The following is an 8,800-nucleotide window of genomic DNA, read 5'->3' on the forward strand; positions in this document are numbered from 1 at the left end:
TCCGGCCCGACTTCGTCGGGTTCCTTCGCCCTGTCACTGATCCGGGGGTCGCCGCAACGCGCCATCCATGGCGCGGTGCGGCTAGCCTGGCGTCCTGCCAGGCTACCCCCGGATCAGCGCCAGGACTCAGCCGTCACTTACGTCGCACTCTGCGTCGTCAGTGCCATCGCGACAGAAAAGCGCTTTTATGCACGATGGTGTTTCTTCCGGACATTGATGACTCAAGCCGAACCCCAATCTACCTGACAAAGAAAAACCGCTGCGTCCGGTTTTCGGCGCTTACTTGCCCGGTGTCAGCGTCAGGCGCTGTTTGCCGTAGCCCTTTTCGTAGTTCTGTTGTTGCACCGGAATCGACTGGTACTGGCCTTTCTGCCACGGCTCGATGCTGTTGGCGTAATAAGGGCTGGCCGGGTTGCCGGATTGGCCGGTGCTGATCAGGCCGGTCATCGGCTCGACCAGGCTGAAGTCGACGATCATGCGCAGACCAGGGGCCATGCGGGCGTCGAAGCCCTTGCCCCACTCGAAGCCGGACGCGTTCAGCGTCGTGTGATCCCCGCCCGCCGGCGTGGCGCCACGGTTGAACTCGCCGCCACCCAACTGCTTGGCCAGCGGGCTGGTCGAAGCCCAGTTGTCGCGATGCAGTTTGCCCCATTGCCAGGCCTTGTGATCGCTGCCCAACAGGCTGTCGCCGCTGGTGATGGCGGCCGCCAGACTGCGCGCAAGGATAGCCGGTTTGTCTTCCTTCTGCGGGGTTTTGACGTCATCCCAATACGGACTGTCATCGCGTCCCAGCAGGTGGTCGGCCTGCGGCGAGTAGGATGAGCTGGCGTTGGCCACCAGTGCCTGCCAGGCAGGGCTGGTTTCCGGACCCAATTCATCAAGGAAAATCTGCTTGGCGCTTTCCTGCAGAAACAGCTCGTACAGCGCCGCATCGGCCGAGGTAGCACTGAGCTTGCCATCGAACGCCATCAGGCGCGTGAACGCTTCGCGGGCCTTGTTGCGATCCGCTTCGGGCAGGGCATCGATGGCCTGCTTGAGCGGCTTGCTCATGCCGGGCGCCTGGAACATGGTCTTGAGCTTGGCGGCGAACGTCGTGGTCTGGTCGTATTGCATGGCGATGGTGCTGCGCAGGTCCTGCTTGCCACCGTTGGCCAGTTCGGCAATGCGTTCGGCGCGTTCCGGGTAGCCCCACGAGTTGGAGAGCTGCATGCCGTAGCCTTTCGGGATCGTGCGCTGATTGGCCGCTGCGAGCCAGCCTTGGCGCGGGTCCTGATCATAGGGGTGGAGCATCGAGTCGGCGAAACCGTCCCAATCGTACTTGCCATCCCAACCCGGCGAAGGCAGCAGGCCCTGGCCTTCACGACGGTTCGGGAAGCGACCGGTGACCTGCCAGCCAATGTTCGAGGCGTCGGCAAAGATCATGTTCAGGGTGATCGCCCGAATCTCGCGGCTGGTATCGAAGGCTTTCTCGACGTTGGGCGCACGGGACAGATCGAAGAATGCATCCAGGCTCTTGTCGTCCTTGAAGTTCGGGACTTGCAGCGCCAGGCTCAAACCATTGCCGGGCGGGGTTGCAGAAGCATTGAGCAGCGCGCCGTGGCGGGTTTCGTACACGGTTTCACGCAGCGGGCTGCCGCCCTTGACCAGAAAGGTTTCCTGATGCGCCGCCGCTGGCAGCCATTTGCCGTCAGCCATATAAGAGACGCGGTTGCCTTCGCGCTTGATCTTCTCCAGAAACAGGTCCTGGTTGTCGCCCTTGACGTTGCTCATGCTCCACGCCAGCTTGCCGTTGAAACCGCTGAGCACCAGCGGCATACCCGCGATGGTGACACCGGACACCTGGTATTTCGGTGCGCGGATCTGCACGAAGCTCCAGGCAGAATTGAGCCCGGCAGGCAGCTGCATGTCACTGGCTAGCAGACTCTTGCCGTTGCGACTGCGTTGTGGCGCGATGGCCCAGTTGCTGGAGGCCGCGACGCCGAGCATGTTCAAATCCGAGAGCTGCAGGGCGATCCTGTTCAGATCGCTCAGGCCGGTGACCTGATTGTTCAGGTTCAGGCCCTTGAGCTTGTCGGCTTCGGCAAATGGCAGCTCTTCGTCAGGGTAGGTCGGCAGTAGCCAGGCGAGCTTGTCCGCGCTGACTTTCTGCGCCAGAACCAGCGCCGACAGCTCTTCCTGCAGGTTGACCGACAGGCTGAAGTTGAGCAGGCTGAAGATCAGCGCCGAGTCTTCCGGCTTCCAGTATTCCGGCTTGTAGCCTGAACTGGCGATATCGGCAGGCAGCTTGTCGCGATAACGGAACAGGTAGGCGTTCACGCCGCGCGCATAGACATCGAAGAAGCGTTTCAAGCGTGGCGACGCGGCGTTGTACAGGTCGCTGGCGTTCTGCTTGAGGTTCACCGAGCGCATCAGGCGGTCGACGTCCAGCGCATCCGCGCCGGCCATTTCCGACAAACGGCCCTGCGCCAGCAGGCGCATGCCGAGCATCTGACTGATTCGATCACCGGCATGAACGTAGCCCAGCGTGAACAGCGCATCGTGGTAGCTGCTGCTTTCTATCAGCGGCATGCCCATCGTGTTGCGGCGCACCGAAACATTTTGCGCCAGCCCTTTGAGCGGGAACGTCCCGGAAACAGGCAGCACGGTCTCGGGATCGCCGCTGCCCAACTGGCAGCCGGCAAGGCTCAGGAAGCTCGCCGCAGCGGCGGCAGCGCCGAATCGGGGTAGAAAATGACGAAGGGCTGGCGAGGCCATGGGCAAGCTCCTGGAGGGGTAACGTACAAAAGTCGCTACGTTAGAGAGCAGGCAAGCCGCACGCAAGCGGCACGGACTAGTTTATTTCAGGATTTTGCAGAGGCTGGCCAGACGCCGTTAGTTCGCAACGCTCTGCGCTACATTGCAGCCAGTGGCTACATGCCTTAGGTCACTGATTGAAGGCATGCAGCACACTCAAATGAAAACGGCCTGCAATGCAGGCCGTCGTCAGAATGCTACGCGCCTTACGCGCCGTGGCATTTCTTGAATTTCTTGTCGCTGCCGCACGGGCAGGGATCGTTACGACCGACATCCTTAAGGGTATTACGCACCGGCTCCTGGTGGGCGTGACCGCAGTTCGGACCGTGTACATGGCCGTGCTGGTGGTCGTGGTGATCGTGGTCATGGTTGCAATCGGGGCCATGCACATGGTCTTGCTGGTTCATCGGTTTTACTCCGCAATTAAATCTGGCGCGCATTATCCCGCAAATCATGGCCAAGCAGTATCGGCATATTGCGATTCGCACAGTGCCATTTTTTAAGTATGCTTAGTATCAGTTGAGCATTTTTCAGTATTCTTTATTACCATGTGCGGAGCCGATTCATGACCCGACAGGAACGTATCGCCAAGGCAATCGCCGCCAGCGGCCTGAAGAAAGGTGAGATTGCCGCCCAGTGCGGTGTGGCCAACTCTGCCGTTACCCAATGGATCAGCGGGGAAAGCAAAAGTCTGCGCCCGGAAAATCTTTACGCACTGGCCCGGGCCACAGGCTTTCGTGCCGAATGGCTGGCGATTGGTGAGGGGCCGGAAAAGCCGCCTGCCTTTGACGCCAACGTTGCGCTGATCGATCAGCCGAAAATGTCCTTCCGCTATCCGGTGATCAGCTGGGTGTCGGCAGGCTCCTGGGAAGAGGCGGTTCAGCCTTATCCCGACGGCTTTTCCGACCGCTATGAAATCTCCGACTACGACTCCAAGGGGCCGGCGTTCTGGCTGGAGGTCAAGGGCGATTCGATGACCGCGCCCACCGGCGTCAGCGTGCCGGAAGGGATGATGATTCTGGTGGATACGGAGGCCGATGTGCAGCCCGGCAAGCTGGTGATCGCCAAGCTGCCCGCCAGCAACGAGGCGACGTTCAAGAAGCTGGTCGAGGACGGTGGCACACGCTACCTGAAGCCCCTGAACCCGGCGTACAAAATGATCGAATGCGGTGCCGACTGTCGCATTATCGGCGTAGCGGTGAGGATGACTGGCAAGCTGTAAGCCTCGCGTGACAAGGCTTGCAGGCTTTTTCGCCAAATATGCTCGGCAGGAAACGTCCTACGAAATGCTTGCGAGGTTCATACAGCTGGAATACTGTATTTATATACAGTTATGCCTAGGAGGCAGTCATGGCTGGCAGTGATAATGGATCGACAGGCAGGTCTTCCTACGAACAGATCGGCAAGCGCATTCAACGGCTGGTCTCCGCGCCGAATGTTCAAAAGACCCAGTGGGTCATCGTCGCCCGACGTGATGATGAGCCCGTGGACAGCTGGAACGTGGTGCTGCAGGAAATCGAAGAGACCGAAGGCATCGAGATTGACCGTCAGCCAGACGGTTCGGTAAGGATTGGCTGGCAGCGCTACATCGATAACTGACCTCAAGCCTCTGATGCTCGCCCGGTAGCGCGACGGGTTGATGGCATACGTTTGCTTGTGGTTTTAAGTATGCTTAATTTTTACGGTTTTCTAACGGTGCCGGCGCTGCAGCAATCCGCGGCACGCCCCCCAGTGTCTGAATTTTTCTGTGTTCGTGAACGGCTGTATTTCTTGAACGGAGTCAGAAGCGATGGATATCTTGAATGGTTTGGCAGACCGAGGCGAATGGCTGGTAGCCGGTCTGGTGGGTGCGATCATTTCTGGCTGGTGGCATAAGGCAGGTCTGCTTGACTGGCGTGCCTGGCTGGTTTTTCTGGTGACCGGCGTGGCCTGTGCAGTATTCCTCACCGGCATCGCCAGTGATTACCTTGGCGTGGCAGATACGCGCAACACTACGGGGGTTGGGTTTCTGCTGGGATCGTTCGGCGGTGCGCTGATCAGTGCCGTCAACCGGGCATTGTGGGCCGCGGACATCTGGAAGTTTCTTCTGGAGCTGATCAAGGGCAAGCTGGGCGGATAGGCTGAATGATTAACGGCGCTGGATCAGGTCTTCCGGCAGCACGTCGCCTGAAGTGCCGATGCGCACGTTGTGCCTGAACACGATGCCGGTCTTGAGCTTGCCGTCCAGCTGATAATGAACCGGCTCATCAGGCTTTTTCAGCAGTTGAGCGATGTACCGTGCGTAGCGCCAGAGGTTGGTGCGAATCGGCACAACAAAGGTTTTTCGGCTATTACCGTCGACGACAAACCAGTCACTGAACGTGTCATCGACAAGGACCATGTCATTGAGGGTGATCTTGTACTTCAGGCCACGTACCAGCAAGCTGTCTTCGTTGGGGTTATCGACTTCGAAGTACAGCTTGAAATCCTGCTGTGTCAGCCTCGCCTTGACCACCTGGACCTTCAGCAAATGCACTTCCGGTTCCTGAGCGCGGTCAAAACTCAGGAGCGAGCATCCGCTGAGCCCGAACAGGATCAACGCAAGGCTTATGATTCTTGTAATGTGCGCCTGAAAAAACATGGATGTGCTCCCTTTGACGCCTGAGTCTACCAACTCGACGTTCAACGGCAACGCGCTTATTGCGCTGTCTGACGCTTCGCCATACTTTTACTGACGTGCATATCGGTGTCTTCTTCCATGAATCTCTACGAAATTGTCTTCAGCGCCGAACTGGTCGCCGGAGCACAACCCGAGAAGGTAAGGGCTAACCTTGGCAAGCTGTTCAATGCAGATGCCGAACGTCTGGACCTCCTGTTCTCGGGACGCCGGCTGGTTCTGAAAAACAATCTCGACGCCGCAACGGCAGAGAAATATCGCGCCACCCTCGAGCGTGCGGGTGCTCTGGTGCGTGTGCTGGAAATGAATACGCCATTGCCCATGGAAGAGGTCGAACTGGCGCCGCCGCCTGACGCACCGAACTGGTTGCGCAAGACCCCGGTCAGTCCCGGGCGTTTGCAGATCAAACCGCGCGACGCCTACATGGCGGCTTTTGTGGACGTCGATGCGCCGGATTACTCGGTCGCAGAAGCGGGCGTCGAATTGCTGCCCGACAAGCCCCAGCCGGTTGCGCCGCTGCTGGATCTCTCGCGTTTGAGCCTGGCCCCGGTGGGCAGCGACATGGGACAGGCCGAAAAAACCGAGTCGCAGGAGGCGCCCGATACGTCGCACCTGAAGATCATCCCGGAGTGATGCTGCGAGCCCGCTAAATCCTGAAACGGAATTATTTTCAATCAGCCCTGTTACTTTCGAGCGTTCGTCCGGCTAACAGGCATTGAGAAGTATTCCATCAGGAGTTGCCCGATGTCCCGTTCGTTAGACACCCTTCTGCGTCCCAGTCTGCTGGCCGTGGCGATCGCCCTGTGCACGCCTCTGACCAGCCCGCTGTCGATGGCGGCGCAGCAGGCCAGCGTGGTTGCCTATGATCTGCCCGCAGGCCCGATGGCGAGCACGCTGAATCGGATCTCCAGCCAGGGTGGTCTGGCACTGAGTCTTGACCCGGCGCTGGTTGCCGGCAAAACCAGCTCGGCGGTGAAAGGCAATTTCGACGCGGCGACGGCATTGCGCGAGGCCCTGCGTGGCAGCGGCCTGCAACTGGTGCAGAGCAGCGCCGGGACCTACACGCTGATGGTCATGGAACAGAACGCCTTGAACCTGTCGGACGTGAACATCAACGCCAACAGCACGCCCCTCGAAGGTTCGGAAGCAGCGGGTTATCGCAGCGAGAACATCAGTAGCGTCGGCGCGCTGGGTGGCATGCGGCTGCAGGATGCGCCTTATTCCATCAGCGTCACGCCTCAGGCATTGCTGAAAAACATCCAGGCCACTTCGCTGGACGATGTCATCAAGCACAACCCGTTCACCCAGATGTACTCGCCGACCAGCGCCGGTTACGCCAGTGCCGTCAATATTCGTGGTTTCAGCAGCGCGGGCAGCCTGAACATCGCCAATGATGGCCTGCGTTTCACCAACGGTGCCGACGGCAGCAACTACATGGAGGAGATGGAACAGCTGGAAGTCATCACCGGTCTGACCGGCTTCCTGTACGGCCCCGCTTCGCCGGGCGGGCTGGTCAACTACGTGCTCAAGCGCCCGACCTATCAACGCTACAACAGCGTCACCCTGGGCAATGCCGGGGGGGAGAATTACTACCTGCATGGAGACTTCGGCGGGCCGATCGACAGCGAGGGCAAGTTCGCCTATCGCCTCAATGTGCTGACCCAGGATGGTGAAACGGCCGTCGATCTGAACAAGCGCCGTCGCGAGATGATTTCTCTGGCGCTGGACTGGAACGTGTCCGACGACCTGCTGGTGCAGTTCGACGCTTCGCACAAGAAGACCGAAATTCGCGGCCTGACCAGTTACTGGTATTTCGGTGACCAGTCCCTGCGCCCCAGCGCGGCATCGCTGGACAACGACAAGCTCTACAGCCAGAAGTGGTCGTTTTCCGACTACGAGTCCGACAAGGCCGGCGTGCGCGCCAAATGGCGTTTGAACGACACCTTCACCTTGCGCGCGGCCTTCGCGGCCCAGCAGTACACCTCGGAGAACACCTACACCGGGCCAACGGTCTACAGCGCGGGCCTTTACTCGCAGCCGCTGTATGCCTTCGCCCCGATTGAAACCGAGGAAAAGACCGGCTCGCTGTTTCTCGATGCGGCGTTCGATACCGGCTTCATCGGTCACAAGGTCACCGTGGGCTATCAGGGCAATACCTCGCGCCAGAAGCAGTACGAGGATCACATTCCCTACACGCCCGATCAGCCAGGCCCTCAATACACCTCGCCGGTGGGCACGATACCGCTGGACCAGACGCCTCAGGTTGGCAAGCCGGCGTACTCCATCGGGCATGGCGACCAGCGCCTGGCCAACAGCTCGGAAAGCAATAACGTCCTGATCGGTGACGTCATTACTTTCAATGAGCAGTGGTCGGCGATCCTGGGTGTGACCAACACGCAGATCAAAACCTACGCCAACGAGTTCGTCTACGCCAAGGCGTTCGGTTCCGCCGAAACCGAGACCACTTACAACGAGAGCAAGACCTCGCCGAACATCTCGTTGGTCTATAAACCGCTGCCGTGGCTGACCACCTACGCCACGTATATAGAAGGCCTGCAATCGGGCGGCGTCGCGCCTAGCGGGACCGCCAACGCCGGCCAGGCGTTTGCGCCGGAAATCAGCGAGCAATACGAAATCGGTGCCAAGGCGACACTGGGCGAAACCCTGCTTACCCTGGCACTGTTCAACATCGAGAAGCCCAACGGTTACACCACAGGCGCAAACATCTACGTCGTGGACGGACGTCAGGAGAACAACGGCCTGGAATTCAGCGTTACCGGCAAGGTCATCCCGGAACTGACCGTGGTTGGCGGCTTTACCTTGCTCGACCCGAAAATCAAGAAAACCGGCGTCGCAGCGGATGAAGGCAACGTACCAACCAACGTCGCCAAGCAACTGGCCAAGGTCTATGCCGAATACGACATCAACCCTGTACCAGGCCTGGCCATGACCGGCGGGGCGTTCTACACCGGCAAGCAATACACCGACCAAAGCAACGAAAACGACCTGCCGTCCTTCACCACCTTCGACGCCGGAGCCCGCTACCGCCTGCGTCTTGCAGAAAGCGACCTGACCCTACGCGTCAACGTCAGCAACCTGACCAACAAGGAATACTGGCTCAACAGCAGCTACCTGGGCGACCCACGCACCGTCGCGTTCTCGGCGCAATTGGAGTTTTAAGGCGAGCCCAATCCACCTGATAACAGACCCCTGGATGACGCAGAGCGTCACGAACTGCATTCCCACGCGGAGCGTGAGGAACGATAGTCATCAGGCTACGGGCCGTGCCTTCAGCCAAATTGCTCTGAAGCGCTTTTCAAACGCGATGGTACTGACGACGCAGAGTGCGAC

8 protein-coding genes are annotated in these 8,800 nt (G+C 59.4%); 5 read left to right on the top strand and 3 right to left on the bottom strand.

Annotation, left to right across the window (positions count from 1 at the left end; genetic code table 11):
- Positions 1–279: 279 nt before the first annotated feature.
- Together P406_RS26100 and P406_RS28420 are read right to left on the bottom strand one after the other, a co-directional pair.
- On the bottom strand, positions 280–2,754 hold the full coding sequence (locus P406_RS26100; protein WP_046237784.1) for a penicillin acylase family protein: 2,475 nt from the start codon (positions 2,752–2,754) through the stop codon (positions 280–282).
- Between the two features lie 245 nt (positions 2,755–2,999).
- Positions 3,000–3,200, bottom strand: coding sequence for an SEC-C metal-binding domain-containing protein (locus P406_RS28420; protein WP_003402305.1), 201 nt, complete (start codon positions 3,198–3,200; stop codon positions 3,000–3,002).
- Between the two features lie 158 nt (positions 3,201–3,358).
- On the opposite strand from P406_RS28420, the gene P406_RS26110 reads away from it, so the two are divergent.
- The 3 genes from P406_RS26110 to P406_RS26120 all read left to right on the top strand — a co-directional run bounded on the left by P406_RS26110 (position 3,359) and on the right by P406_RS26120 (position 4,912).
- Positions 3,359–4,015, top strand: coding sequence for a LexA family protein (locus tag P406_RS26110; protein ID WP_046237785.1), 657 nt, complete (start codon positions 3,359–3,361; stop codon positions 4,013–4,015).
- 128 nt (positions 4,016–4,143) lie between these two features.
- Positions 4,144–4,392, top strand: coding sequence for a DUF1654 domain-containing protein (locus tag P406_RS26115; RefSeq protein WP_046237786.1), 249 nt, complete (start codon positions 4,144–4,146; stop codon positions 4,390–4,392).
- Positions 4,393–4,582: 190 nt separating this feature from the next.
- Positions 4,583–4,912 (top strand): hypothetical protein, encoded by a 330-nt coding sequence (locus P406_RS26120; protein WP_046237787.1) that lies wholly within the window; start codon positions 4,583–4,585, stop codon positions 4,910–4,912.
- Between the two features lie 9 nt (positions 4,913–4,921).
- Here the strand turns inward: P406_RS26120 and P406_RS26125 are convergent, their stop codons facing one another.
- A complete protein-coding gene (locus P406_RS26125) occupies positions 4,922–5,413 on the bottom strand; it encodes an LEA/WHy family protein (protein ID WP_046237788.1) in 492 nt (163 codons plus the stop codon).
- A gap of 117 nt (positions 5,414–5,530) precedes the next feature.
- Here P406_RS26125 and P406_RS26130 point away from each other — a divergent pair, with 117 nt between their 5' ends.
- Together P406_RS26130 and P406_RS26135 are read left to right on the top strand one after the other, a co-directional pair.
- Positions 5,531–6,082 carry a hypothetical protein gene (locus P406_RS26130; protein WP_046237789.1) on the top strand — a complete coding sequence of 184 codons (552 nt, stop codon included), beginning with the start codon at positions 5,531–5,533 and terminating at the stop codon, positions 6,080–6,082.
- Positions 6,083–6,193: 111 nt separating this feature from the next.
- Complete coding sequence (locus P406_RS26135; protein ID WP_046237790.1) at positions 6,194–8,629, top strand: TonB-dependent receptor; 2,436 nt, start codon at positions 6,194–6,196, stop codon at positions 8,627–8,629.
- Positions 8,630–8,800 lie beyond the last annotated feature (171 nt).

The sequence above is a fragment of the Pseudomonas syringae pv. coryli str. NCPPB 4273 genome, from assembly GCF_000972175.1.
GTDB lineage: Bacteria > Pseudomonadota > Gammaproteobacteria > Pseudomonadales > Pseudomonadaceae > Aquipseudomonas > Aquipseudomonas syringae.